We start from the raw sequence: 25,791 nt of genomic DNA on the forward strand, positions 1-25,791 counted from the left end.
TGGGGATTACCGGACGCTTACGCTGCGTGCTTCTCGTTCTGAAAAAAGATCATTAACAAATGAGCGGTCAATTTTAAGACAGTCAGCTGGGTAATGTATCAGTTGACTAAAAGCGGTGTAGCCTGTTCCAAAGTCATCCAATGCTAAAGATACTCCTAGCTCATTTAGTGCTTTTAGGGTTTCTAGGCAGGTCTCATTATCGGCAATAAATGCGGTTTCAGTGACTTCAATTTCTACATTTTCAGGCGAGACTTTATGTTGTTCTAATAGGTTTTTCACTTTTGAAGGAAAATGTTCGTTAAGCAGTTCTACCCCCGAAATGTTAATGCAGATTTTTCCTTTAAAATAATGTTTTTTTCTTAAAATGATTAGAGCTTGTAAGGCATTGTCGATGACCCATAAATCGATATCTTTGATTATTCCAGTAGCTTCCGCGACCGGAATAAACTGGTCAGGTCCAATTCCTTTTAATTCTGGGCTTTGACATCGCAGCAATACTTCAACGGCAACAATGGTGTTATTTTTACAGTCAAATATAGGCATATACACCAAAGAAAATTGCTCTTCACTAAGAGCTTCTCTTAAGCCTTTTTCTATTTGCTGACGTTGACGAAGCGTATCGGCAATTTTTTGGGTGAAAAATCTGAAGCAATTTCGACTATTATTTTTTGCATCATACATTGCTGCATCTGCGTGATGAATTAACTCAGTAGGGGTTGTGGCGTCATCAGGATACACAGATATGCCTATACTGGCATAGATCATATGCGTGACTCCATCGACTTCGAGACCACCGTCAAAGAGATTTAAAACGCGTGTAGCGACTGCACTGGCATCAAGCGGCTCCTTTATATTAGGTAGCAACACAACAAATTCATCGCCAGCAAGTCTTGCTAAACTTTCTTTCTGCGGTTTTAACAACTGATCAGTCGGGCGAATTGCTTCCCCAAGTCGTTCGCTAAACTTGAACAATAAGCGGTCACCAGCCTCATGGCCGTATTGATCGTTCACCTGCTTAAAATTATCTAAGTCGATATACAACAAGCCAATACGCTCTTTATCTTTCCCTGCTCGGGCTAACAGACGCTCTAAATTAGTTTTAAAACTCCAACGGTTGGGAAGGCCTGTCAGCGTATCGTAATAAGCCATCTGCCGGATATCATCAGCATGTAGTTGCATAATCGTTTGGTAGGCTTGTTCTTCAGAACGCAAGGCTGCTAGACAGATAGAATTTAGTGCCAGCATGGTTAGAATGAAGCGAACTGTCTCAACGAATGAATAGCTAGTCATCAATAAAGTTGAAAGGGGCGTAAACAGTAGTAGAACACTGGCAATATTGAAAGCCCCAAACCAAAACACCGCAGGCCAAAAACGATTGATGAAAAGGTTGATGGCCCCAATTGGGTAAACCCACAGTATTCCAGTATTATCCTTACCACCTGTAATTATTAAGCTCATTGACAAGAAGAAAAGAATACCACTTAGGATCGTAGCAGCGCGCTCAATATTACCTGTACGTTTTAAGAGATAAAGGTTTAGCAGGCCGACCAGAGCGTTAACGATTAATATGGTGCCTAAGACATATGCGCCGTCGACGACGCTAAAAGTCCCTAACGCAAATAGGAAAAGCACCCCTAATATAGTTAAAATCTGACAGAGCCTATAGCGTCGACGGTATCTTACTGCCAACATTTCTTGTTGGCCGGTTGTAATTTCACGGGTGTGCGTCATGTTTACCAAGGGTTCTTTTAGTCATGATATTAAGCCATTGCTGCTTAACGGTATTTACTATTGAAAAGTAAATTTATTGATGGTTATAAATAGGATAGACGACAAATCTACCCTATTCAAAGTGCATAGTGTTTGTGGGGTAACAGGATTGATGAATCAGCTAAGCTGAAGTTTGGCTACCGCGTTTTTTTCAGCCCAGTAATCTACTTTTTCTAATAGGTCTTGAACATCGAAGGGTTTACTCAAATAGTCGTTCATGCCAGCGTTAAAACAGTCTTCTTTATCACCTTTCATGGCGTTCGCTGTAAGTGCAATGATGGGGGCATTAACATATCGCTCGCCGGCTTCACCGCGTCGAATACGGCGAGTTGCTTCAAAACCATCCATGTCGGGCATTTGGCAGTCCATCAATATTAAATCAAAAGTCACTTTCATTTTCTTTAGGGCTTCTAATGCTTCTATACCCGATTTCGCACTCAAGGTTTTGTGGGCACTTAAGTGCTGCTTCACAATGACCTGATTGATGTCGTTATCTTCAACGATGAGAATTTTACGTTTTTGAGTTACCGTATTGTGGTTATGGGTTTTACTTCCTTGGAGTGTAACTAAGCTGTCATCACCTTCTTTTAGCATGATATTGAAAGTGAATGTACTTCCTTCACCTTTCTCACTTTCTAAATGAATTTCACCATCCATAAGCTCACACAACTGTTTACTGATAGAAAGCCCAAGGCCCGTGCCGCCAAATTTGCGGGTTGTAGATAGGTCTTCTTGGGTAAATACATCAAAAATTCCTGCTTGTTTGTCTTTCGCGATGCCTATCCCTGAATCTTTTACTGCGCAGGTTAAGCGAAGCTTGTCGTCGTTGGTATGTTCTAAGGTGGTAGTTACGTCAATTTCACCTTTCTCAGTGAATTTAACCGCGTTACCAATCAAGTTAGACAAAATCTGCCGGAAACGAACAGAGTCTCCAATGACTACGTGAAAGCCTTGTAGGTTAAAATGAAAATGCAGACGTAGTCCTTTTTCTTGACATAAAATGGCGTATTGCGACTGCAAGCTTTCAAGGGTTTCTAGCAAATCGAAGGGTTGATCATCAATTTGAAGTTGCCCGGCCTCAATCTTAGAAAAATCAAGAATGTCATTAACAATGTGCAGTAGACCTTGAATGCTGAACGTAGCAAGCGAGAGGTAATGTTTTTGCTCATCGTTTAATGGTGAATTCGTGAGCAACTGAAGTACGCCAGAAATACCGTGAATAGGCGTACGTATTTCATGGCTCATACTGGCAAGGAAGCCAGATTTCATATGCGCTGACTCTTCCGCCTTTTGCTTCGCGTCTTGTAAATAGCGCTCTGCTTGGCGTTGCTGCGTAACATCCTGTTGAAAGCCAATGTAGTGTGTGACTTCGCCGTCAGACTTTACTGGCGTGAGGATGAGTTTGTTATAAAAAGAGGCACCGTCTTTACGGTAATTAAGAATGGTGGTTTCAATTGGCTCGCGCTTAGCGATAGCGCTGCGTATTAGTGCGGTGGTATTGCTATCAGTACCTTCACCTTGCATAAACCTGCAATTTCTACCAATAATATCTTCTTTATTGTAACCAGTAAGGCGATTGAACGCATTGTTAACATAGATAATTGGTTGACCCGTACGCTTTATATCCGCAATAACAATAGAGACCGTGGCTTCATCCATGGCGTGATTAAGAATTTGCACATGACTTTCTAGCGAACGCTGAGTGCTATAGTCGACCCCTACGAATATAGCGCCTCTGATGTTATGGTTAGCATCTTCAAGCGGCGTATTGGTCCATTTAATATGCTTTTCCAATCCGTCTTCTACCGAGAAATGTTTTAACTCTCCAGAAGGTTTATTAATGAGCTTATTGAGTATGTACTTAACCGTACCTTCACGCTCTCCGTATTGATCTTCACAAAAAGCATCGAACCGTTTGTTGCTTAACATCACGCGATGGTTTTCATCTACCACTAAGAGCATATCTCCCATCGAATCAATAACATTAGAAAACTGTTCGTTCGATAAAGACATTTCCGCAAGGTCAGAAATTAAGGTATCAAATGCACTGCGAATATTGGCTAATTCTCTAGCCTCTTCTACAATCACTGACTCTTGTGAGTCGGTATCTTTAATACGGTTAACTATATCTTTATAAAGGGCTGATAAGGTGTTCTCTGCAAGTAGTGCAGTGGTTCGAATCATGTGAAAATTAACTAAGATAATACCTACAATAATGGCCAGCATGAGTAGCGCCAACCAATACAAGCCTTTCAGAGCATTGCCGATAGGTTTAATGCTATACAGGGTTAAGTTTTGATAGCGCGAGTCTTGCAACACATAGCCCATGGTGTCGACATCACTAAACGATGTACCGGGAATAATAAATTCCGGCTCACTACTGAAAAGTACTACGCCATTTTGTTCAGTAACAATCTGGTTAGTTAGCCTTGGGTAGGGGGCTAGCAAGTCTTGAAGGCTCTCTACATACATAACCAGCGCACCTTCTGCTGCACCACCTAAAAGTACTGGGACAGAAAAAAGCACGCCATTGTGAGAGATTGAAGAAAATGAAAGAGACGCGCCTAGTGTTTTTTGTTGCCACGCAGTATCCAGTTTTTCAGAAATAGAATGACTCCAGTTTTTCTGAATAACCATTTCGCCGGAAAAGTCGTACAACGCAAACTCCACATTACGGGTTTGGGTTAACTTTAACGACCTAAAGAACATGGGAAGATAATTATCACGCTGCTCTAAATCTACCAGAGAATTAATAATGATATCGTTAGATGCAAGGTCAGCTAACTGCCGAGTGGTATCATTAACGATGAAAGAAAGGTCTTGCTCTAAGCCTTCAATAGACTGTTGTTGTACCGTTTCGATCTGCTGCTTGGCAAAAAAGAAGGCAAACGCAAAAAGCATTAACGCAACAACTAAAATCAACCCGAACAAACGGGGTAGCATGCTGGTTAATAAGCGCTTTCTAAGCGGTGGTGGCTGAAATTGCATTACTGATTTTCCAGAACGACCAAGTTACCTTTTTTATCAAATGAAGCCATAAAATAGTCCTTAGCCATTAATGCGTCATGCTGTGTGGGTGTAAATGCTGGGTCATAAGTTTTGATTACACCTTCAAAACTCCCCAAGTCTTCTAGTGAATTTCGTAGCGCATCTACATCATGACTGCCTGCTTTTGCCACGGCTTTAGCTAGCATGTTAACTAAATCATAAGCGTGCGCAATGCCTGTTACAGCTGGGATAGATTTAGGGTCTACGAGCCCATACTTACTATGATAAGCTTCTAACAATTGTTGGGCTTTTGTATGTTTTTGATGATCAAAGTGGAAGGTTTGTAATACTGACAAATTAAGTAAGTCGGGCTCAACGTTCAAACGCTCTATAAAATTGCCCGAAGCAATGCCCCAATGGGAAATTACAGGTAAAGCTGTGAGGTTTTGTGCTGCTAATTCGTTTACGACTACTGCCCCTTCAGGTGCGTTGGCAACCAAAATGATGGCTTCTGCTTTGTCTGATTTGATAGCAGATATATCTTCTTCAAATTTTTTCTGCTGCCAGTTAATCCAGCGAGTAGTCGTAATGGTTATCCCCATTTCGGCAGCGGCTAAGGTGAGCGATGCCTCGTTAGAACGACCCCACCCAGTACGCTCTAAAACCAGCGCCACACGTTTAATACCGCGAGAAACAGCATGCTGAATAAGTACTTTTCCCGCCTCTGCATCACGAACTGATACGCGAAATACATTGTTAGGAGCATATTGGTTGTCAACCACTTGTGTACCTGCCGCCCAAGGCACGAGATATAGCAAGTTAAGTTGGTGAATAGACTCAAGCTCGGCTAACGCAACAGGCGTATGCACACCTCCTATTACCGCAATTAAGTCGCCATTGGTGGCGAGCTGTTCAATGTTATGAATGCCCCGAGCAGGGTTGCCTCTATGATCTTTTAAAATGATATTAAGGGGGCGGCCTAGCAATCCCCCCTTTTTATTAATTTCATCTACAGCAAGTTCAACGCCTCGTTTAATGGCTACACCACCGTCCACAGCGACAGCCGAAAAGTCTGCATCTATACCAATATAAAGTGGTGTCGACGCCTCACTGCCGTTAGAGTGAAAACTTAATGCCATTAACGTTAAGAACCAAAATGTGAAACGTAAGCGCATAAAATCTTGAAGTTGATGGTAAGGCTAGTAATTGTATAGCATTAATTGGTTAGTTTTACCTTCCAAACATTATTCTTTCGTCTATCTTTGTTTAATTATTAGCCATGAATAAACCGCACTTTTAGCAAGGTTTTATCACGTGAAGAACAGCGTTAAGTTATTTATAGTACGGCAATTAATGAGCAGATTGACGATCTTGTACAGGAGTGAATTGGTAGTAGCGTTTAAACTCTCGAGAGAATTGAGATAAGCTGTTATAACCCACCGCTTCGGCAGCGTCTCCCACTCGATAACCTAATGCGATTAACTCTCTGGCTTTCGATAGTCTAAATTTCTTTATATATTGAACGGGTGAATCCATTACTACATCCCGAAATGCGCGGTGGAAACCAGAAACACTCATGTTCGCACTAGCGGCAAGTGAGTCTACGTTTAACACAGAGGAATACTCATCATGAATGGTCCGCAAAGCTTGGGCGATTCTCGCATAATGCCCATTGTCGGTAAGGCCGCAAAGAACATGACCGGCAGGGCCATTAAGGATGTAATATACAATTTCTCGCACAAAACCTGCACCCAATGCTTTGGCACTATTACTGTGAGTTAATGCTTGAAGTAGTCTGCGTGTTGCATCGGTTATGTTTGCATCTAATGACTGCTGACTTACTGTAAAAATAGGAGCGGGGCTATTTTTGGCCTTGTCGTCACGCCATTGTGAAAGCTCTACAAGCAACGACGCGGGAATATCAATGACTAAACCTAATATGCAATCGTCATCATCTAAGGTGGCTGCACATTGAGCAGGCAAGGGCACACCGAAAACAATGTAATCGCCTTTTTTGTATTCGATTTCACGATTATCAACATACAAACGTTTAGTGCCTTGTAGCATGATAATAATGCCAGACTGATAAAGTAATGGCTGCTTAGGGCAGCCATAAGGATCGCGAAAAACTCGTACGCCATCTATATCCGTCTTGCTCACGCCACTAAGCGCTGATTTACCTTTTGCGTGTAAAAACTGTTTCAGAATTTGACTTAAAAAAGCCAAATTATGAGTAGAGCCTGGGTTGTTTGTAGAAATAGGCAAATTTTTTCCAGAAATAGACGGTTTGTTTACACTAAATGGCACTATTATGCATTAACACAGGCATGTAATGACAGAGGAAAGACCATGAAATTTTCATTCAGCAACCCAACTCGGATCCAATTTGGCCAAGGACAAATTGGCTCAATCAACACCCTAATCCCAAAGGACAGCCACGTTTTAGTGTTATTTGGTGGCGGTTCCATCAAAAAAAATGGTGTTTATGAGCAAGTAGAGAACGCGCTAGAAGGCTACAACTGGGAATCTTTTGGTGGCGTTGAGCCAAACCCAACCATTGAAACACTAGACAAAGCGGTTGCACTGATTAAAGAAACAGGCGTTGACTATATTCTTGCAGTAGGCGGGGGAAGTGTTATTGATGGCGCAAAATATGTGGCGGCAAGCGCCGTATATGAGGGTGAGGGCTGGGATATTCTAACGGGCAAGCATACCGTTGATAACGCGCTACCTATTGGGGCCATTCTAACCTTGCCAGCAACAGGTTCTGAATCGAACGGTGGTTCGGTGATAAGTAAGAAAGCAACCAAGCAGAAGCTGGCGTTTATGTCTCCGTTAGTTTATCCGCAATTTGCTGTATTAGACCCTGATGTAATAAAAAGCCTTCCGCATCGACAAGTAGTTAACGGTTTAGTGGATGCCTTCGTTCACGTTTGCGAGCAGTACTTAACCTTTCCACAAAATGCGCCGGTTCAAGACGGCTACGCTGAAACCTTGCTGAAAACCTTAATTCAACTTGGCGGAAAAATTGATAACAAAGATGATGCATGGCGCGCTAACCTTATGTGGTCAGCAAACCAAGCACTAAATGGCCTTATCGGTTCAGGTGTTGCGCAAGATTGGGCTACCCATATGATTGGCCACGAACTCACGGCACTGTATGGCGTAGATCATGCTCGTTCATTAGCGATTGTCCAGCCGTCACTACTACGGGTTCAACTTGACACTAAGTCAGCAAAGCTATCACAGATGGGTCAAAACGTATTTGGTCTAGAAGAGAGCGATGATATTGCGCTTCGAACTATCGACGCTATCGAAGCCTTCTACCAGAGTCTTGAAGTCGCTACCCAGCTTACTGAGCATGAAGGCGACAAGCAAAGTGCCGTTAATGCTGTGGTAGAAAAGCTGAAAGGAAACAAAATGCTTTCACTCGGTGAAACGGGAGCCATTACCCCAGAAGTGAGTGAGCAAATTCTCAACTTGGCAGTGGCTGAGTAATCCCTACCTAAAAGCGGGCTATCACTTTGTATTCAGCCCGTGCGTTGATGTTAAAATGATACAAACTGGCACGATTCTACTATTAACAAAGTAGATGAAGTGTCGGTTTGTTTTTTAATTATACAACAGAAGTATGATTTTCAATTCCGTTTGCGCTTTCTGAGTTCATTTATTAGGTTTAAAGAAGGCAAGGCGTGTTTTACGCCAGCGTAGATGGGAGTTAGCTTGCAGAGAAATTATCCCCCTTCCATTATTGATTTGGAAGCCAGTGGGTTTGGTGCCCGTAGTTATCCTATTGAAATAGGTATAGTGCGCTATGATGGTGCAAAATGGTGCAAGCTTATTCGTCCTTTTGATAGTTGGGTTCATTGGGATCAAGAAGCAGAGTCTTTGCATGGCATCACCAGAGCCATGTTGAACACTTACGGAGTTTGTCCGGTCAAAGTGTGTCACGAGCTTAATGCCTTTTTAAGTAATACCATTGTGTATACTGACGGATGGGTGGTAGATAACCCTTGGCTCATTAAGCTTTTTGCAGCAGCCTCGGTTCAAATGTCTTTTTCATGTCGTGCATTAGAGTATGTTTTAAGCGAACCTCAAATGGCGCTTTGGCACGACGTTAAATCAAGTATTGAATCGCAAAGCGACGCTCGACGTCATCGAGCAAGTACTGATGCAAAAGTTATTCAAAGTACGTATGTTGAAACCCGTAATCAGGTAGAAGCGGCAAAACACAAAAATTAGAACCCGCTTTAAGGGGGCGTTCATGTATTAGAAAAAGTATTGAACACCTAACGTAAGCGCATTATTTTCTTTATCTCCTACTTCTCGATGTTCAAATTCCAACGCCATATTTAAACCACTCTCGTCACCAACTAACCAACCCAGTCGAGTAAAAGTGCCTAAGTCTTCAGGTATATAGCGCCATTCAGGATAGTACTGCAAAGGTGAGTGGCTCGTATTAAACGAGGCATATATTTGTTGTTCGAAAAGTAGCGTTAACGCACGGTGAGCGCGAATTGATAGTTGGCTATTTTTGCTAGCATTAAAATGACTATCGTAGCCAGGTATGGATTCAAGGCGTGTTTCATTAAAGCGGCTTTTAATCTTCCACTTTGCTATTTTTTCACTTTTGAACACGATAGGGCCGTAGTAGCCATTCCAATCAGAAGCATCCCAATCAGAAACATCCCAATCAGCGGCCTCGCTGTAAGCGGCACTCAATGAGGCAAGCAATATTAAACAAACCACGCAAGTTGGGTAAGTTTTCATGGATAAATTCCTGGTCGAGTGAGACAGCGTAAACTTGTTCTTATGACTACCGATTATTATAAATGTAAGTGGTAGCGTCATAACCACAAGGGTGTTTTGTTCGCGCTATATGCCGATCTCTAACTTAAAAATATGACACAAAACGGTAACAAAAAATAAGTGCTGAATAGTAAGTGTAGTCTTTTATCTAAAAGGTTAAAAATAAACTTGTTAGATATTTCTATTGTGAACTAACTTTTAAAGGGTAGTAGTAAGACTTACTTCAATTTAGTAGGCAAAGCAGTACTTTCAAATAGGGAACTTGGCCGGAGGTGAGTGATGCAAACGGAATGGGAATTTGAACGAAAGTTTTTAGTAAGTTATGTGCCAGAAGGTTTGTTAGATACACGAAAGCCTGTTGCAATAAGACAAGGTTACTTAGCTACCGAGCCGGATAAGCATATTAGAATTAGGGATGAAGGTGGTAATTACACCATGGCCGTTAAACAAGGTATCGGCCTTAAACGCAGAGACACGCGAATTACGTTGGATTCTGAGCAATTCGCTGATTTATGGCCTTTAACCCAAAATATGCGGGTGGAAAAACAGCGATATCGTATCGACTTTTTTGGAGCTCAACTGGTGATAGATATTTTTACCGGTAACTTAGCACCTTTAAAAATGGTGGAAGTTGAATTTGACAGCGAAATGAGTAGTCGACAATTTTTGCCGCCAGATTTTGCGGAAACGGAAGTGACCCATAAGAAAGAATTTCAAAATGTTGCGTTAGCGCGATTTGGCTTGCCTGATATGGTCATAGCGAGTGGGAGTACGAAAAGTGTCTCCATTAATGCAGGTTCCATATAGATAGCCAAAATATAACCACGCTATCGCCAAGCTATAGCAAGATAATAGCCTGAAATTAAAAAGGGTCGCTTCATTATGAAGCGACCCTTTTTCTGTTTTAAGCTTTCAACAGCCTAGCGCAAACTATACCGCTGAGCAAACTATACTGATGAACGTAGTGCTTCAGCTTTATCAGTGGCTTCCCACGGGAAGGCTTCGCGGCCAAAGTGGCCATAAGCTGCAGTCGGTAAGTAAATAGCACGTTCTAAATCAAGCATTTTGATTAAGCCATAAGGACGTAAATCGAAATGTTCACGAACCAAGGCTACTAGCGTTTTCTCGTCAACCACACCAGTACCGAAGGTATCTATACTGATAGATGTTGGCTCAGCCACACCAATGGCGTAAGACACTTGAATTTCACAGCGCTTAGCTAGCCCAGCAGCAACAATGTTTTTAGCAACATAACGGCCTGCGTATGCCGCGCTTCTGTCTACTTTTGAAGGATCTTTACCTGAGAAAGCGCCACCACCGTGACGGGCCATACCACCGTAGGTATCTACAATGATTTTACGTCCAGTTAGACCACAATCACCAACAGGTCCGCCAATAACAAAGCGACCAGTAGGGTTGATGTGGAATTGGGTATTGCTATCAAGCCATTCGCTAGGTAGCACAGGCTTGATAATTTCTTCCATTACTGCTTCGCGTACTTGCGCAGTAGAAACTGAGTCACAATGCTGAGTAGAAAGTACTACGGCATCGATGCCTACAGGCTTGTGGTTTTCGTACTTAAAGGTAATTTGGCTTTTCGCATCTGGGCGCAAAAAGTCTAGCTTGCCAGATTTTCTCACTTCAGCTTGTTTTTGTACTAAGCGGTGAGAATAAGTAATAGGCGCTGGCATTAATACGTCAGTTTCGTCACTGGCGTAACCGAACATAAGACCTTGGTCGCCTGCTCCTTGTTCTTCTAAGCTCTCGCGATCAACACCTTGGTTGATATCTGGCGACTGTTTGCCAATGGCGTTTAATACTGCACAAGAATCAGCATCGAAACCCATATCAGAGTGTACATAGCCTATGTCTCTTACCGTTTTACGTGTGATTTCTTCAATATCAACCCACGCAGAGGTAGTGACTTCACCACCAACTAATACCATTCCGGTTTTAACGTAAGTTTCGCAAGCCACGCGGGCACGAGGATCTTGTTCTAGAATAGCATCTAGAACCGCATCTGAAATTTGATCGGCGATTTTGTCCGGGTGTCCTTCAGACACAGACTCGGAGGTGAATAAATGCGTGGCCATACATGCTCCATAAGCGTTTATTGTTCAAAATAGGTGAGTATTGTACTAAAACAAGGTATAAATACCAGTCTTTACTTCTAGACGTCTAAAAGTCCTTTCGTTACGATTTGTTGACAGTCGCGGATCACTTTTATAGATAATTGAGTAAAGTTAGCCACGCTTTCCTAATGAAGCGACATTGGCTGGTAAAGGAATGATGAGAATATTCATTATTTTAGCCAACTTTCGGTAATGGCAATGAAAAGCCATTGAACTGAATGGTGGCATGGGTAAGAATAACGCCCACATTAAGATATACAGCAAAGCAGCGCTTTAAGGTTGAACAAAGGGATTTTGCCCACAGTGTTCCCTTAGCGAAATTCAGCTACAAAATAAACCAGGAGACAACATGCCCTCTCGTCGTGAACTTGCCAATGCCATCCGTGCTTTAAGCATGGATGCTGTTCAACAGGCCAAATCTGGTCACCCAGGCGCCCCTATGGGGATGGCCGATATTGCCGAGGTACTATGGGGTGATTTTCTATCACACAACCCGGCAAACCCGTCTTGGGCAAACAGAGACCGCTTTGTGCTCTCAAACGGTCACGGCTCTATGCTGTTGTACTCTTTGCTTCATCTTTCAGGCTATGAACTGCCTATTGAAGAGCTTAAGAACTTCCGTCAGCTTCATTCTAAAACACCGGGTCACCCTGAATATGGGTATGCACCGGGTGTTGAAACTACCACTGGCCCACTTGGTCAAGGCGTTAGTAACGCAGTAGGTATGGCGCTAGCTGAAAAAGTATTAGCGGCGCAGTTTAACCGTGATGGTCATGATATTGTCGATCACTACACCTACACTTTCATGGGCGATGGCTGCCTGATGGAAGGTATTTCTCATGAAACCTGTTCACTAGCGGGCACATTAGGCCTGGGCAAACTTATTGGTTTCTGGGATGACAACGGCATTTCAATTGATGGTGAAGTAGAAGGTTGGTTTACCGACGACACACCAGCACGCTTTAAAAGCTACGGCTGGGAAGTGATTGAAGGTGTTGACGGTCATGACGCTGAACAAATTAAAGCCGCTATTGAACAAGCTAAATCGAACAGCGCTCAGCCTACGCTAATTTGCTGTAAAACCGTAATTGGTTTCGGTTCACCAAACAAAGAAGGCACTGAGTCTTGTCACGGTGCACCATTAGGTGATGACGAAATTATATCTACCCGCGAAAAGCTAGGATGGAAGCATGGCGCGTTCGAAATTCCTGATGATATCTACGCAGGATGGGATGCAAAAGGCAAAGGTGGCGAAGCTGAAAGTGCGTGGAACGACGCCTTCGCAGCATATGAAAGTGCTTACCCTGAGCTTGCCGCAGAATTTAAACGCCGTGTGAACGGTGAGTTGCCAGCAGATTTCAGTGATAAAGCGGATAAAATCATTGCTGATTTGCAAGCTAACCCACAGAACATTGCATCACGTAAAGCATCACAAAATGCATTAAATGCATTTGGTCCTTTGTTACCAGAACTTCTAGGCGGCTCTGCCGACTTAGCCGGTTCAAACCTAACCATTTGGGATGGCAGTAAAGGCGTTGAAGCCACTGATGCATCGGGTAACTACATTTATTACGGTGTACGTGAGTTCGGTATGTCGGCCATGATGAACGGTATTACCCTTCATGGTGGTTTTAAAGCGTACGGTGCTACATTCCTAATGTTTATGGAATACGCACGTAACGCGGTACGTATGGCGGCGCTTATGAAGCAACCTGCTATTTTCGTATACACCCACGATTCAATTGGTTTGGGTGAAGATGGCCCAACGCACCAGCCGGTAGAACAAGTAGTGGCACTGCGTGCTACACCAAATCTAGACAACTGGCGCCCATGTGACCAGGTTGAATCTGCTATTGCATGGAAGTTCGCGATTGAGCGCAACGATGGTCCTTCAACGTTGATCTTCACTCGCCAAGGTTTGCCACAGCAAGAACGTAATGAACAGCAAGTTGCTGACGTTGCCAAAGGTGGTTATGTGCTTAAAGATTGTGCAGGCACGCCTGAATACATCTTTATTGCTACAGGGTCTGAAGTTCAACTTGCTGTTGAAGCAGCAGATAAACTAAGTGCAGATGGTAAAGCGGTTCGCGTAGTTTCTATGCCTTCTACCGACGTGTTCGATCGTCAATCCGCGGATTACCGTGAAAGCGTATTGCCTTCTAGCGTAACTAAGCGTGTTGCAGTTGAAGCGTTATCGAAAGAAAGCTGGTACAAGTACGTAGGTTTCAACGGCGCCATCATTGGGATGGATACGTTCGGTGAATCAGCACCAGCGGGTGACTTGTTCAAACATTTCAATATTACTACTGAAGCAGTGGTAGAGGCAGCATTGTCTCTTAGCTAACGAGGTCACCGCAGTCTATGGTAAACATTGCCATAAACGGGTTTGGTCGTATTGGTCGCAATGTATTGCGTGCGCTTTATGAAAGCGGGCGCAATAGCCACTTTAATGTGGTTGCGATTAATGATGTCGCCGAGCCAGAAGGTATAGCTCACTTATTAAAATACGATACCGCCCACGGGCGGTTCGGTTTTGATGTGACACTAGAAAACAACACACTGAACGTGGCAGGCGATGCTATTCGCTTGTTGGCACAGCCAGATATCAATTTACTGCCTTGGCGTGAAATAGGGGTAGATATTGTGCTGGAATGCACAGGTAAGTTTGATGACAGAGTATCGGGGCAGGCACATATTAATGCAGGCGCAGAAAAGGTACTTTTTTCCTCGCCAGGCTCGCCAGATTTAGACAACACTATCATTTTTGGTACTAACGATGACACGCTGAAAGCGGAGCATAAGTTGGTGTCTAACGGGTCGTGCACTACTAACTGTATCGTGCCGGTTATTCAAGCGCTTGACGCGGCCTTTGGGGTTGAAAGCGGCACGATTACCACTATTCACGCTTCTATGCACGACCAGCAAGTAATTGATGCTTACCACCCAGATTTACGCCGTACTCGCGCAGCCAGTCAGTCTATTATTCCAGTAGACACACGGTTAGCGGCGGGAATTGAGCGTATTTTGCCTAAATTTGCAGGTAAATTTGAAGCTATTGCGGTAAGGGTGCCAACCATTAATGTAACTGCAATGGATTTAAGTGTAACCTTAGGTACGCAAGTGACTATTGCGGATGTCAATCAAGCACTGAAGCGAGTGAAAGCAGGGCGATTACAGGGTATTTTAGATTACACTGAAGAGCCGTTAGTTTCTGTTGATTTCAATCACGATCCTCACTCTTGTATTGTGGATGGTACGCAAACCCGCGTAAGTCATAAGCAGCTGGTAAAAACACTGGTGTGGTGTGACAACGAATGGGGTTTTGCAAACAGAATGCTCGACACTGCGCAAGCAATGTATGACGTAAGCTAATTAAGAATTTTGCTGCCAAGGTTGGTAGCGCCAGCCTTGGCAGCTCTCACAGTTATTCGATTAACAAGGGAAAGACTATGGCAATTCCAAGTATGAGCGATTTGGCCCTAAGCGGTCAGCGCGTATTAATTAGACAAGATTTAAACGTGCCAGTTAAAGATGGTGTAGTCACCTCTGATGCACGTATTAAAGCTTCCATTCCTACTATTAAAGCTGCGCTAGATGCTGGCGCTGCGGTAATGGTCATGTCCCATTTAGGCCGCCCTACTGAAGGTGAGCCTGCGGAAGAATTCTCACTTCAGCCTGTTGTGAATTATTTGAACGACGCGTTAGACGTACCAGTAACCCTAGAAAAAGACTATTTAGACGGTGTTGATGTTGCACCTGGCTCGTTAGTTATTCTAGAAAACGTACGCTTTAACGAAGGTGAGAAAAGCGACGACGAAACCCTATCAAAGCAATATGCAGCCCTTTGCGATATTTTCGTGATGGATGCATTTGGCACCGCGCACCGTGCACAAGCGTCTACACATGGTGTGGCAAAATTTGCTACTAAAGCGTGTGCAGGCCCTCTTCTTGCTGCTGAATTGGACGCGCTAGGCAAAGCCCTAGATAACCCTAAACGTCCAATGGTAGCCATTGTAGGCGGATCTAAGGTATCAACTAAGCTTACCGTACTTAAAACCTTAGCTGAAAAAGTTGACCAGCTTATTGTTGGCGGCGGTATTGCCAATACCTTTATTGCTGCACAAGGCCATAACGTAGGTAAGTCGTTGGTTGAAATGGACTTAACGGAGCAAGCTACGCAGTTGATGAGCGATGCAGTATCAAATGGCGGAAATATTCCAGTGCCTACCGATGTGGTAGTGGGCAAAGCCTTCGATGAAAACACAGAAGCGACACTTAAAGCCGTTAGTGATGTCGCTGACGACGACATGATTTTTGATATCGGCCCAGATTCATCAAAAGCCCTTGAAAGCATTATTAAAAATGCGGGTACTATTGTATGGAATGGCCCAGTAGGTGTATTTGAATTTGAACAGTTCAGTGCAGGTACAAAGGCGTTAGCCGAGGCTATTGCTGATAGCGATGCGTTCTCAATTGCAGGTGGTGGTGATACACTGGCAGCAGTAGATAAATATGAAATCGCTGATAAGATATCTTATATCTCTACAGGTGGTGGTGCATTTCTAGAGTTTTTAGAAGGCAAAACATTACCTGCAGTAGCCATGCTAGAAGAAAAAAACAAATAAAATTAGCAGACTACTAAAAAATCGATTCCGATTTTCGCCGGCGATACATTGAAGTACGTCGGCATATAACGATAAACCCTACACCTGTTCTTAGAGCAGTATTATAAAAAAGGAGTGTTGCAATGGCATCACAAGCACAGCAGGCCATGCTAGATAAACTTAAAACGCAAGTTGGTTTTATTGCAGCTTTGGATCAAAGCGGCGGTAGTACACCAAAAGCGCTACGTTTATATGGCATTGAAGAGTCAGAATACAGTTCTGACGAAGAAATGTTTAACCTTGTTCACCAAATGCGTACACGTATTATCACCAGCACCCCTTTCAGTGGAGAGCGTGTTCTAGGCGCTATTTTATTTGAAAATACCCTAGACCGTGAAATTGAAGGTATGTCTACTGCCCACTACTTGTGGCAGAAGAAGCGCGTTATCCCTTTCTTGAAAGTGGATAAAGGGCTTGTTGAAGAGAACAACGGTGTACAGGTGATGAAGCCGATTGTTGGTCTAGATGCGTTACTGGCTAAAGCCGTAGCCCAAGACGTTTTTGGCACCAAGATGCGTTCAGTGGTAAAACTGGCTAATCATCAAGGTATTAAAGATGTAGTAGAGCAGCAGTTCGAAGTGGGTAAGCAAATCATCGCAGCAGGTTTAGTACCTATCATTGAACCTGAAGTAGATATTCATAGTCCTCAAAAAGCGGAAGCAGAAGCACTGCTTAAACTTGAAATTCTTACTCAGCTTAATTTGTTGAGCGAAGGTCAAGAAGTGATGTTAAAGCTTACACTGCCTAATGAAGCTAACTTCTATAAAGAGCTTGTTGATCATCCTCGTGTACTTAAAGTGGTAGCATTGTCTGGCGGTTACAACCGTGAAGAAGCTAATGCGAAACTTTCAGAAAACCAAGGCATTATCGCAAGTTTTTCAAGAGCACTAACTGAAGGTGTTTCTGACAAACAGTCTGATGACGAGTTTGAAGCGACACTAGATGGTGCGATTGAAGGTATTTACCAAGCTTCAAAAGCATAAGTTTTATTGTTTAAAAGGGGCGCTTGTAAGCGCCCCTTTTTTATTAATTATGTCCCGTCCTGAAATACGTTGACATAAAAACGTAAAAAGGGAGCATTAATGCTCCCTTTTCTATTGCTCGCAAACCGGCTTATTTAATAGAAAGGGTTAAGTCTAACGCCTTCCAGTACGCACTTTCTCGAACTAAGTCGGCGGCTAGGATGGGTTTTTCTTCCAACCAATCTTTAGGAAAAGTAAGGCTTAAGCCGTTCTTATCTGCATCAATCTCTATATCCGGCAAGAAGCCTTCTTGGCGTTTGATATTGAGCAACGCGCCAATACGTAATAAAGCGATAAGCTTTTTAACGGCCGCTAAATCGTACAAGTTAAAGTTGGGAAAATCGTTAGCCCGCACTTTCTTTCTATGAAAACGTACTAGGGTGGCCAATAATTCTTGTTGTTCTTGCGTAAACCCAGGCATATCTACGTTAGCGAGAATATAGGCACTGTGGCGCTGCACACCGCGCGAGTTAATTTGAATGCCCACTTCATGCAACAACGCCGCCCAACCCAACATGCTTTTAAAGTCGTGGTGTTTAAGTTTCCAGGCTTTTTCAGCATGGCTAAAGAGGTTAAGTGACGTGTTAAGCACAAGCGTAGCTTGCGCGGTATCCACATCGTAGCGGGTAGCTAAGCTGCTAGCTGTTCTGCCGCGTATATCGGCATGATGCAGCTCATCTTCCATCTGGTAAATCACGCCTTCGCGTAATGCGGCAGGGGAATAAACCAAAGTGTCTATTTCTAGCGCTTTAAATACTGCCACTAATATAGCCAAACCGCCGGCAATAACCACGCGTCTGTCTTCGGTTAAATCAGGGTAGTTAAGTTTGTCGATATGACCTGCACTAATAAACTGCTTCATTAAGTTACGCAGACTCTTGAGCGTAACGGGTATATCGTGGTCGTTGGGTCTATCTTGTTGGCATAAAGTGAACAACGAGCGAATTGTGCCCGACGTACCAACACATTGTACCCAACCCAGCTTGCGGTACTTATCTTGAATAAATTCCAGCTCTTGTTCAGCCGCAGTAATGGCCAGCTCAAAAGATTTGTTTTTTAATGACCCGTCTGGGAAGAATCGCTTAGTGTAGCTAACACAGCCCATTTGCAAACTACGGCAAATAAGCGGGTTGAAGCCCTCGCCAATCACAAATTCTGTTGAGCCCCCACCGATATCCACCACTAACTGCTGTCCATCAGCATGGTTAGTATGTGCTACGCCAGAGTAAATCAGGCGGGCTTCCTCCACGCCTGAAATTACTTCTACAGGGTAGGGCAGAATATCTTTCGCGGCATTAATGAAGTGGTGGGCGTTTTTGGCTTTGCGCAGAGTGTGTGTGGCCACAATACGAACCGAGTCGGGTTCGAAACCGCGTAGACTTTCAGCCACAATACGTAGCATCTTTAAACCACGTTCCATGGCTTCATCAGACAAAATATTGTCGTCGTCCAACCCCTCAGCTAACCTTACTTTTTGTTTAACGCGATGCAGAATTTGGACAGACCCAGCAACAATACGCGCTACCACAAGGTGAAAGCTATTCGAGCCAATATCTAACGCGGCTACTTTATTAACCTCACGGCTTTCAACGGTATCAAAAACGGATTCATGCTGAGTCATTTCATGCTGAGTCATTTCATGCTGAGTCATTTAAGGTTTTATTTTCCTGCTTCTTTTTCTTCTTCTTTCACAAGATAGTCGTAAATCTCTATTTGTGAACGTAATTTCTTGCGATTGCCTCGAGCAACGTACTTGTTGCTTTGTTCCTTGTCAATCACTCTCGCTTTAAGCGTATCACGGAATTGTATATCCATAATATCGACAATGCGCTGTTGCAGGTTTTTATCGTAAATAGGGCAGCCTACTTCTATGCGGTTGTCCATATTGCGGGTCATCCAGTCAGCAGAAGAAATAAACACTTTTCTCTCACCGCCGCCTTCAAATACCATCACCCTAGGGTGCTCTAAGAACCTATCGACAATAGAGATGATTTCAATGTTTTCGCTAATACCTTTTAAGCCAGGTATTATGGAACACATCCCGCGAACAATACCGCGAATTTTCACCCCTGCTTGACTGGCCCGATACAAATCATCCATTAATTCCTTATCAACAAGGTTATTAATCTTAAAGGTAATTTGCGCAGGACGGCCTTCTTTTAAATGCTGAATTTCTTGACGAATAAGTGACTGAATTCGGGTTCTCGCGTTTAACGGTGAAATCTGCAAATGCTGAAATTTATACCGGCGGAAAGGGTATTGAATAAGGTCAAATACTGCCACCGCTTCATTGGCCAATTCTTGGTTTCGAGTGAATAAACTGTAATCGGTATAGATTTTTGCGGTTTTTTCGTTGAAGTTACCCGTACCAAAATGCGCATAGTTAATCATCGCGCCACGTTCTTCGCGGGTGATCACGCAAAGCTTCGAGTGAATTTTTAAGGTTGGCACGCCGAGCACTACGCGAATACCCGCATCGGTCATGCGTTTAGACCATTCAATGTTGGCCTCTTCATCAAAGCGAGCGCGCAGTTCTACCACTACGGTCACCTTTTTACCGTTATCAACGGCATCAATGAGCGAGTTGATAATGCGAGAGTTACTGGCCACACGATAAATATTAATGCGAATAGATTTTACGCTAGGGTCGAATGCTGCTTGGCGGACAAATTCGGTAACATGTAAGAATCGGTGATATGGGTAATACAGTAGAATATCGTGGGCGGTAATGGCATCGAATACCGTATTAAATTTGGAAAAAGCATTGCTGTCGATAGCCGGCAGCGGAGCATGCTCTAAATATTCGCGGCCCACGTTTGGAAAGCCAATGAAATCTTTAAAGTTACGATAGTGCCCTGCAGCATGCATGGTATCGAGTTTTGTTATACGTAAACGCTTACGTAAATCCTGCATCATATCTTCAGGCATATCGTTGTCGTAAATAACCCGAACAGGCTCGGCAATTAAGCGCTGTTTCATGCTCTCAGACATTTTTTCTACATAACTTTCGTCAATCTCGTCATTGATAGAGTATTCGGCGTCTCGGGTCATCTTGAATGAAAATGACTCGACTTCGTCAAATTTAACAAAGCCGCGGAAAATGTCTTCCAAGCTAAGCTGAATCATGTCATCGAGCATAATAATATGCTTTTTCTTTCGACTCTTTTCCGGCGGAATAAGCATAAAGCGAGACATTTCAGACGTAGGCACCTGAATAACCGCATAGCGCGTGTTGCGGTCTTTACGGCGCAGCGCGACATACAAATAAACAGATGTGCCATTTAAACGGCTTAACAAGTCCATTTTCTTGTCAATAATGATAGGGGCTATATGGCGAAGCACCTTATTGACGAAGAAGTTACGTACCCACTGCTTTTGATACTCGTTTAATTCATGCTTTTGCAGAATATGAATATTGTATCGCGCGAGCGCTTTTAAAACGTCTTTATGAATATGGTCGAACTTGTCGGAAAGCTGAACAACCTTTTGCTGAATAATCGCCATTAGCGCGGTTTGCTTTTCCGCTTCTTCTTCGTTGCCATCATTTTGGGCAATGGTTATTTGGCGTTTTACGTCAGCAGCACGAACACGATAAAATTCGTCAAGGTTGTTGGAGTAAATACCTAAAAAACGAATACGTTCTACTACAGGGTTGTTCTTATCTGCAGCTTCCTGCAAAACCCTTTCATTAAATGCTAACCAGCTAAGTTCTTTGGGATAATATAGTTCTGGGTTATCCATAATTTATCGTTTTTTCACTTCTTAAAATGGCCAAAGACTGACATCAGTCAATGACATTACTGTGACAACCCTTAGATATAATAGGGTTAATTCGTAGTCCCTTACCTCAACGAGGTGATTTGAAACCTTTCTGTGTCGCTAGGGCCTTATTGCTTGGCCTGTATATCCACTACCAAGTCGTTCGCCAACGATTCAAGGGCGTCTTGCAACGCATCGTCATCAAACCCTTCAGGCACCGCAATAACTGCATTAGCTTTAAAGATTAAACTTCCCCAGTTAGGTGCGCTTTCGCAGCGTGATGAGAAGTTGAGGATGTTAAGGTTAAATTGGTTTAGCACCGAGGTTAACTCTTGCACTATGCCGGCTTTGTCGTTGCCCATTACATCAACGGTAAGTTGATTGGTTAATGAATTGGGCGATGTATTCACTGCCACAGACTGAACCGATAAATCGGAAATGGCATTTAGCGCGTCGACAAGTTTTTCGTTTTCGTCAGCGGGAACGTGTACTTCAACAAAGCCGGTAAACATGCCTGCCATATGTGCAAAGCTAGAGCCTTGCCAATTACCTTTGTGCTTGTAGATGCACTTAGCTAGCGTATCAACCAAACCAGGCTTGTCTTTACCCATAATACTAATAATGAGCGATTGCATGAGAAACTCCTATTACAGAATCTGTAGAAATACGTTTGCTACTGTGGTTTTACGGTAATACCATAAGCCACACTGAAAAAGCGCTACTGGTTAGTATTGTTAATAAACCTTGATAACAACAGTGTTTGAGGCTGCATACTTTAGGCGTTATTCACCGGAACTAATCCAAAAGTTTTCGCTTGCTATTAGCATAACAAAACTTACACTGCTCACCAGTGTAATTTACACCTGATAATATTATTAAATAAGAATGACTTCCTACAGCGATAGCATCAATAAAAAACGCCAGCGCAATGATAAGTGGGGGCGATATATCGTCACCGGCTTTGGTGGGCTGGTATTGCTGACGCTGGTTATCTTAATTTCGCACCTTGTTAGTCAGGCTTTACCTCTGGCGTTAGTGCCTAATATTGAGAAAGAGCACCAGCTTGCATTGCCCGAAGGTAGCCAAGTAGAAAGCGCTGGAGATTTGCTTGGCGGTCAATTAGTGGTAACTAACGGTGAAGATTGCCGTTTAAGCTTATATGGCTACAAACGTCACGATTTCGCTAAGCATCACGACTACATTCGCCCTTGTGATCATCAATTGGCGACGACCTCTTTAATGGGCGAAAATGCAATTGTGGATATTTCTGCTGGCGGGCAAGTTCGGGTGGTGCCCGTCAGATCGTTAGCGTATCGCAGTGTAATAATCGCGAATCATTCAGACCCTTTAGCTCAACCTTCAAGCCTTGTGTCCTCTACAATATCTTTTGCTCTACCGGGCAAGTATTGGTCACAAACTACGTCTTGGCAATTTGCGTTCTCATCTAAGTGGGCGGCAATAGCGCTACATACACCATCGGGGACTTTTATTCGCTGGGTGAACCAGCTTAACCCCACGCAAATGATTGATAAGTTCTTTGCCAATGTTGATAAAATACATTTGTTGCCTGGTGCACAAATGATGTTGGTAGAAAAAGAAGCACACTTGTTCCTTTCACGTCTTTTCGAAGATGAATCACAGCTCTCGCTGTTAGCGTCTTTTGAGAAACTCAGCCGTAATGACATTGCTATTTTATCTCTAGAGAAAGACAGAACGTTTTTCTTACAAGATGGCACTAACCAAGTCACCCGCTGGGTATTACATCGCGATGCGAACACGCTCGGTTTCATTGAAACCTACCAGTTCCTTTTGAACGCGGACGAACGGCTGATTGATATAAAAGAGCATGCCAGTATTAATGTGGTGGCAGCGCTTACCGATAAACAACGCCTACTATTTATAAATCGAGTATCAGGTGAAGTGGTTACGACAATTGATTTGCCTGAACCCATGCAATCAATCTCTTGGTTTGGCAACCGTCTTTACGGCTATAACGATGATTCTATTTTCATTTGGCGGGCGAATAATTTAAGCGGCATTACTACGTGGCGGTCGCTATTTGCGCCGCAACATTATGAGGGATATACCGAAGCAGATACGGTGTGGCAAACCACAAACGCCACGGATTTCCAAGAGGCCAAGTTTAGTCTTACGCCGTTAATTATAGGTAGCTTGAAAGCGTCGCTACTGGCTTTGTTTATTGCTATACCGGTAGCAATAGGTGCAGCGATATACACCGCCTTTTTTGCAAAAGAGCGACTTCGCCATGCCCTGAAGCCCGCTATCGAAATGCTAGAAGCTGTTCCCAGTGTGCTTATTGGTTTTATCGCTGCCATTTGGCTAGCCCCCATGGCTGAACAGTTTCTATTTTCTTTTGCTTTTTTTCTTATTGTTGTTCCATTTGTACTCATTGCCGTGGCGTTTTTTCAACGCCCTGTTGCCGACCGCCTACCCGCTAAACTTCGACATGGCGCTGAGTTGGGCTTTGCGTTACTTGGCGTTTTTATATTGGGTTACATTAGTGTGGCATGGGCGCCAGAATGGTTCTTTAGCTTAATTAATGTAGATGGTTTTGACATGCTAGCCGCTGAGTCTGATAGCCCCATAGGAAAAACGACGATAGTGGTGGCGATAGCCTTAGGTGTGGCTATTTCACCGAGTATTTACTCCATTGCTGAAGATGCCATTGGGGGCGTGCCCGATGAGTTAAAGCATGCATCATTTGCGTTGGGCGCCACGCGGCTTCAAACCCTTAAATATATAGTACTGCATGTAGCGTTTCCGGGCATTATGGCGGCGATTATGCTGGGTTTTGGTCGCGCATTCGGGGAAACCATGATTGTGCTCATGGTGACGGGAAACACCCCAATATCGAGCTGGGGCTTAATTGAAGGCTTACGGGCATTAACGGCCAACTTAGCCATAGAATTACCCGAAGCCGATGTGTCATCTGCACACTATCAAATTCTGTTCTTTACCGCTGGCATACTGTTTGTTTTCACGTTTGTTGTAAATACGATTGCTGAATTTACTCGTCAACGCTTACGCAGTAGATCTTATTATGAATAATATGTTCAAAGGCGGCTTTAATGCCGTTCATCGCCAGTCGCTAGTGATATCGTTAACGGCGTTTTTTACTAGCTTGCTGTTAATTGCTTTGGTGAGTGTGTTGTTCCTTATTACCTTTCGTGGTGGTGCGTATTTTTGGCCTGAGCCCATTTATGATGTGACATATAAAGTTACCGGAGCCAATGAAAGTGCTAAATCCGAACATAAAATGTTCGCTCAGCTTTATATGGCAGACGAAGTAGAGCAAATATATCAAGTTCACTTTGCTGACGAACAAAGCCCTTACGGCTCACAAATGCAGTTGGCCAGTGCGGATATTATTAACAAAGAACTTGCTTACGGCAGTGCCGAAATAAAAACAAAAGATGGTCGCTTTGTATTGGGACAGCCAGAGTTTTTATCTACACCAGACAGCCGACGGGAAGACTTGTCGCTGTTTTCAGATATTCAAAACAGAGTATCGGCACTAAGTGCTCAAATTGAGAAAATTAGACGCGAGCGACTATCGCCCATTCATGAATCTTTGGCATCACTAGATAGCAAAGGTGTTGATCAAAATGCACCGGCAAGAGAGCGCTTAGAGACTCAGTTTGAACGCTGGCAGCATGAAGTTATTCATCTAGAGGAAGAGCGAGACGAATACGAACTCAGCGTCACTTTTGCCAATGCGCAAGCGTACGCTATTCGGGTGTCGGAAATTAAAAGCGTCGATTATGTAAGCCAGCTTAGCTATTTTGAAAAATGGCAGGTGGTATTTAGTCGTATTGCTACCTTCCTTACTGATTCTCCCAAACAGGCGAATACGTCTGGAGGGGTATATCCCGCGCTATTTGGCACCGTGCTGATGGTATTTTTAATGACCATTATCGTGACGCCTTTTGGCGTACTTGCGGCTATCTATTTGAGTGAATACGCTCCAGATACGCCGTTTACCACCGCTATAAGAATAAGCGTTAGTAATATGGCGGGCGTACCTTCAATTGTTTACGGGGTTTTTGGTTTAGGCTTTTTTGTTTATACCTTGGGTGGCAATATAGATGCACTTTTCTTTGCTGATAGATTGCCAGCGCCCACCATGGGGACCCCAGGTGTGTTCTGGGCGAGTTTGACCATGGCTATTTTAACCTTGCCAGTCGTTATTGTTGCCACCGAAGAAGGCTTGCGGCGGGTACCAGAAGGGTTGAAGCGGGGAAGTTATGCACTTGGCGCCACCAAGGTAGAAACTATCGCTAAAACCATTCTGCCCATAGCGTCACCCGGAATAATGACAGGCGTCATTTTGGCAATCGCTAGGGCGGCAGGCGAAGTCGCGCCTCTAATGCTGGTTGGCGCGGTGAAATTTGCTCCTACGCTACCTATAGATGGAGAGTTCCCGTATCTGCATTTAGAACGTCAATTCATGCACTTGGGCGTACTTATTTATGATGGCGCTTTTCATAGTCATACTGATGCGAAGAATTCTTCAATGATGTTTGCCGCCTGCTTGCTACTGCTAATAGTGGTATTTGTATTGAATGTGCTGGCAGTTATACTAAGAACGCGGTTAAGAAAGCGCTATTTACAAGGGTAACCTTTTAC

General features: G+C 43.6%; 18 protein-coding genes. 9 read left to right on the forward strand and 9 right to left on the reverse strand.

The features are described from left to right. Positions 1–6 precede the first annotated feature (6 nt). From AAC006_RS04070 to AAC006_RS04085, 4 genes are all read right to left on the reverse strand, one after another. A complete protein-coding gene (locus tag AAC006_RS04070) occupies positions 7–1,731 on the reverse strand; it encodes an EAL domain-containing protein (RefSeq protein ID WP_339890726.1) in 1,725 nt (574 codons plus the stop codon). A 156-nt stretch (positions 1,732–1,887) separates the two neighbouring features. After that, positions 1,888–4,758, reverse strand: coding sequence for an ATP-binding protein (locus AAC006_RS04075; RefSeq protein WP_339348821.1), 2,871 nt, complete (start codon positions 4,756–4,758; stop codon positions 1,888–1,890). Continuing rightward, positions 4,758–5,897 carry an ABC transporter substrate-binding protein gene (locus AAC006_RS04080; RefSeq protein ID WP_244361030.1) on the reverse strand — a complete coding sequence of 380 codons (1,140 nt, stop codon included), beginning with the start codon at positions 5,895–5,897 and terminating at the stop codon, positions 4,758–4,760. The genes AAC006_RS04075 and AAC006_RS04080 overlap by 1 nt, the downstream gene beginning before the upstream one ends. A 211-nt stretch (positions 5,898–6,108) precedes the next feature. After that, positions 6,109–7,023, reverse strand: a complete 915-nt coding sequence (locus AAC006_RS04085) for an AraC family transcriptional regulator (protein ID WP_126873040.1) — start codon at positions 7,021–7,023, stop codon at positions 6,109–6,111. An 84-nt stretch (positions 7,024–7,107) separates the two neighbouring features. On the opposite strand from AAC006_RS04085, the gene AAC006_RS04090 reads away from it, so the two are divergent. Together AAC006_RS04090 and AAC006_RS04095 are read left to right on the forward strand one after the other, a co-directional pair. Then, positions 7,108–8,256, forward strand: a complete 1,149-nt coding sequence (locus tag AAC006_RS04090) for an iron-containing alcohol dehydrogenase (protein WP_126873041.1) — start codon at positions 7,108–7,110, stop codon at positions 8,254–8,256. 213 nt (positions 8,257–8,469) lie between these two features. Beyond that, the gene (locus AAC006_RS04095) at positions 8,470–9,000 is read left to right on the forward strand and encodes an exonuclease domain-containing protein (protein WP_185864176.1); all 531 of its coding nucleotides are present in this window, start codon (positions 8,470–8,472) and stop codon (positions 8,998–9,000) included. Positions 9,001–9,027: 27 nt separating this feature from the next. Here AAC006_RS04095 and AAC006_RS04100 read toward each other — a convergent pair whose 3' ends face one another. Then, the gene (locus tag AAC006_RS04100) at positions 9,028–9,528 is read right to left on the reverse strand and encodes a hypothetical protein (RefSeq protein ID WP_126873043.1); all 501 of its coding nucleotides are present in this window, start codon (positions 9,526–9,528) and stop codon (positions 9,028–9,030) included. 318 nt (positions 9,529–9,846) lie between these two features. On the opposite strand from AAC006_RS04100, the gene AAC006_RS04105 reads away from it, so the two are divergent. Further along, entirely contained in the window at positions 9,847–10,374 is a 528-nt protein-coding gene (locus AAC006_RS04105; RefSeq protein WP_013785323.1) for a hypothetical protein, read from the forward strand. A 140-nt stretch (positions 10,375–10,514) separates the two neighbouring features. On the opposite strand, the gene metK is transcribed toward AAC006_RS04105, so the two are convergent. Beyond that, positions 10,515–11,660 carry a methionine adenosyltransferase gene (gene metK, locus AAC006_RS04110; RefSeq protein ID WP_339890727.1) on the reverse strand — a complete coding sequence of 382 codons (1,146 nt, stop codon included), beginning with the start codon at positions 11,658–11,660 and terminating at the stop codon, positions 10,515–10,517. Between the two features lie 388 nt (positions 11,661–12,048). On the opposite strand from metK, the gene tkt reads away from it, so the two are divergent. The 4 genes from tkt to AAC006_RS04130 all read left to right on the forward strand — a co-directional run bounded on the left by tkt (position 12,049) and on the right by AAC006_RS04130 (position 17,346). Then, entirely contained in the window at positions 12,049–14,043 is a 1,995-nt protein-coding gene (gene tkt, locus AAC006_RS04115) for a transketolase (RefSeq protein ID WP_013785321.1), read from the forward strand. A 17-nt stretch (positions 14,044–14,060) separates the two neighbouring features. Then, positions 14,061–15,071 (forward strand): erythrose-4-phosphate dehydrogenase, encoded by a 1,011-nt coding sequence (gene epd / locus AAC006_RS04120; RefSeq protein WP_013785320.1) that lies wholly within the window; start codon positions 14,061–14,063, stop codon positions 15,069–15,071. A gap of 77 nt (positions 15,072–15,148) precedes the next feature. Further along, positions 15,149–16,324 carry a phosphoglycerate kinase gene (locus AAC006_RS04125; protein WP_126873048.1) on the forward strand — a complete coding sequence of 392 codons (1,176 nt, stop codon included), beginning with the start codon at positions 15,149–15,151 and terminating at the stop codon, positions 16,322–16,324. Positions 16,325–16,446: 122 nt separating this feature from the next. Next, the gene (locus tag AAC006_RS04130; RefSeq protein ID WP_126873049.1) at positions 16,447–17,346 is read left to right on the forward strand and encodes a fructose bisphosphate aldolase; all 900 of its coding nucleotides are present in this window, start codon (positions 16,447–16,449) and stop codon (positions 17,344–17,346) included. 130 nt (positions 17,347–17,476) lie between these two features. Here AAC006_RS04130 and ppx read toward each other — a convergent pair whose 3' ends face one another. The 3 genes from ppx to AAC006_RS04145 all read right to left on the reverse strand — a co-directional run bounded on the left by ppx (position 17,477) and on the right by AAC006_RS04145 (position 21,779). Next, complete coding sequence (gene ppx / locus AAC006_RS04135; protein ID WP_041453025.1) at positions 17,477–19,006, reverse strand: exopolyphosphatase; 1,530 nt, start codon at positions 19,004–19,006, stop codon at positions 17,477–17,479. A gap of 38 nt (positions 19,007–19,044) precedes the next feature. Next, positions 19,045–21,126: a polyphosphate kinase 1 gene (gene ppk1, locus AAC006_RS04140; RefSeq protein ID WP_013785316.1), complete on the reverse strand. Its 2,082-nt coding sequence runs from the start codon at positions 21,124–21,126 to the stop codon at positions 19,045–19,047. Positions 21,127–21,272: 146 nt separating this feature from the next. Further along, complete coding sequence (locus AAC006_RS04145; RefSeq protein WP_126873050.1) at positions 21,273–21,779, reverse strand: ACT domain-containing protein; 507 nt, start codon at positions 21,777–21,779, stop codon at positions 21,273–21,275. 250 nt (positions 21,780–22,029) lie between these two features. Between AAC006_RS04145 and AAC006_RS04150 the strand changes: the two genes are divergently transcribed. Both AAC006_RS04150 and pstA read left to right on the forward strand, forming a co-directional pair. Next, complete coding sequence (locus tag AAC006_RS04150) at positions 22,030–24,213, forward strand: ABC transporter permease subunit (protein ID WP_208806234.1); 2,184 nt, start codon at positions 22,030–22,032, stop codon at positions 24,211–24,213. Then, positions 24,206–25,783, forward strand: a complete 1,578-nt coding sequence (gene pstA / locus AAC006_RS04155) for a phosphate ABC transporter permease PstA (protein WP_159528934.1) — start codon at positions 24,206–24,208, stop codon at positions 25,781–25,783. The genes AAC006_RS04150 and pstA overlap by 8 nt, the downstream gene beginning before the upstream one ends. Positions 25,784–25,791 lie beyond the last annotated feature (8 nt).

It is taken from the genome of uncultured Alteromonas sp. (genome assembly GCF_963976965.1).
Classification (GTDB): domain Bacteria; phylum Pseudomonadota; class Gammaproteobacteria; order Enterobacterales; family Alteromonadaceae; genus Alteromonas; species Alteromonas naphthalenivorans.